This is a genomic window from Rhizobacter sp. P2_H2 (assembly GCF_056403375.1).
In genome coordinates, this window is record NZ_JBFUFP010000863.1 from 1 (window position 1) to 2,379 (window position 2,379).

General features: G+C 69.4%; 2 protein-coding genes. Both read right to left on the reverse strand.

Annotated features, from left to right (window positions below):
• Positions 1-1,405, reverse strand: a 1,405-nt coding sequence (locus tag AC1D15_RS27410) for a ricin-type beta-trefoil lectin domain protein (RefSeq protein ID WP_477828488.1), incomplete at its 3' end; no start/stop codon positions are given.
• A gap of 161 nt (positions 1,406-1,566) precedes the next feature.
• A partial coding sequence (locus AC1D15_RS27415) for a sensor histidine kinase (protein ID WP_477828489.1) occupies positions 1,567-2,379 on the reverse strand: 813 nt, incomplete at its 5' end.

Consider the following 2,379-nt stretch of genomic DNA (forward strand, 5'->3'; position numbering starts at 1 on the left):
TGTTGCGCAGGATGCCGCTCAGCAGCACCTGCAGGGTCGACGTGTCCAGCGTGCCGTTGACGTACTTCAGGCGGATCACGCGGTTGTCGGTGGCCGTCGTGTGCATCACGTAGAGCCACGGGTCGGTGGCCGGGAAGGCCGGCGTCACCGCGAGCCCCATCAGGCCGCCCTCGCCGTCGGTGCCCGACACGTTCGGGATCTTGCCGGCGGTGGTCTTCGCGCCGGTGGCCGGGTTCAGTCGCACGATGTCCTGTGCATCGCGGCGGCTGTAGAGCACGCTGCCATCGGGCAGCGCGACCAGGCCCCACGGGATGTCGGTGTCGGTCGTCACCTGGCTCACCGAACACACCGGATTGCTGCACGAGCTGCCGGTCGTCAGGCTGATGCTGGTGGTGCGCTGCGACACGTTGCCCTGCGCATCGCGCGCGGCCACGGCATAGCGGTAGGTGGTGTTGGCCGCGAGACCGCTGTCGGTGTAGCTGAGGTTCGAGGTGGAGCCCACCTTGGCATCGTCGCGCCAGACGTCGTAGGCGCTCACCGCGACGTTGTCGGTGGAGGCGCTCCAGCGCAGCGTGGCGGCGGTGCCTGCCACCGAGCCGGTGAGGCCGCCGGGCATGGTGGGCGCTTCGGTGTCGGCACTGCACTGCGGCACGGTGATGGGCAGCGTGGTGCTGGCCTGCGAGACGTTGCCCGCCGCATCGCGGGCGTTCACGTACAAGCCCCACTGCGCGCCCGGGTTCAGCGTGAGCGTGGTGCTGAGCGTGCTGCCGCTCACCGAGGCCATGGCCTGGCCATCGTGGTAGATGTCGTAGAACGCGACGCCGACGTTGTCGGTCGAGGCCGACCACGACAACGTGACCGAGCGGCATTGCAGGTTGGCGACCTTCAGGTTGCCGGGGATCGACGGCGCCTGCGCGTCGTTGCTGCCGCCATCGCTGCGGTTCCACACCTGGTTGCCCCTGCCGTGGCAGGCCCAGAGTTGCACGGCGGCCCGCTGCGCGTTGCTGGCATCGACGACGTCGAGGCACAGGCCGGACTGCGAACCCGTGATGGTGCCGTTGGCGTTGTAGCGCCACTGCTGGTTGGCCTGGCCGTTGCAGGTGTACGAGGTGACCCGCGTGCCGTTCGTGGTGCCCTGGCCCTTGGCATCGAGGCAGCGGGTGCCGCCGAAGGTGCGCAGCTCACCCGAGGCGGTGAACTCCCACTTCTGGTTGGCGCCCCCGTGGCAGTCGTAGATCTGGATGGCGGCGCCCGCCGTCGTGCTGTTGCCGCTGACATCCATGCAACGGCCGCTGGCCTTGCCGACGAGCGTGGTGGTGGCAGCCCAGGCCGGTGCGGCCGACAGCGCGAGCGCCGCCATGAAGGCCAACGGTGTCCCCGATGCAAGCCGCAGCAGCGGCTTCACTCGCGGGGTCTTCAAGATCGTCCTGAGTTCCATGGCGCCGCCTCCTTGCGATGTTGGGTGAACATTCGTTCCGGCGGCATCATGTGTGGAATTTCAATTCCACGATGTAAACAAGCGTTCTCGTGGGGTGTCTGACGGATACAACCCTCAGGCGCAGTACATCAAGCCGACACCACCGTCGCGCTGACCCGGAACACCGCCCCGCCCCCCGGTGCCGCCTCGGCGCTGATCCGCCCACCCATCGCCTCGACGATCTGCCGCGTGATCGCGAGCCCGAGGCCCGCGCCCTGCCGCAGCTTCTGCCCCTGCACGCCCTGCGCATACGGCTGGAACAGGCGCAGCCGGTCCTCTTCGGTCAGCCCCGGCCCCGTGTCGCACACGTCGAGCTCCAGCTGCACCGCCGTGCCCTCGCCCTTCAGCCGTCCCTGCACCGTCACCTCGCCTTCGCTGGTGAACTTGATCGCGTTGCCCACCAGGTTGTTGACGACCTGCCGCAGCCGCTGCGCATCGATCAGCACGCGTGCCGCGCCGTCGGCCTCCAGCGTCGCGCGGAAGCCCAGGCCCTTGCCCTGCGCGCTCAGCTCCAGCGGCGCGATCATCTGCTGCCACAGCGCCGCGAACTCGGTCGGCGCCAGCTGCAGCTCGACGCGGCGCTCCAACTGCTGCTCGTACTGCAGCGTCGTCTCCAGCAAGCTGCGAAAACCCTCGGCCGATTCGCTGATCGCATCGGCCAGCCGCTGCCGGCGCTCGGGCGGCAGGTCGTCCTTCAGCATCTGCGCGCCGGTGCCGATGGCGCCGATCGTGCCGCGCAGCTCGTGCGTCAGGTAGCTGATGAAGCGGCCGCGCGCCGCGGTGCTCTCTTCGGCCAGCCGCCGCGCATCGCGCTCGATCTGCCGCGCCTGCCGCAGCCGCCGGTTGCCGCGCCGCAGCAGCAGCAACCAGGTCAGCAGCACCAGCAGTGTCGCCAGCAGCAC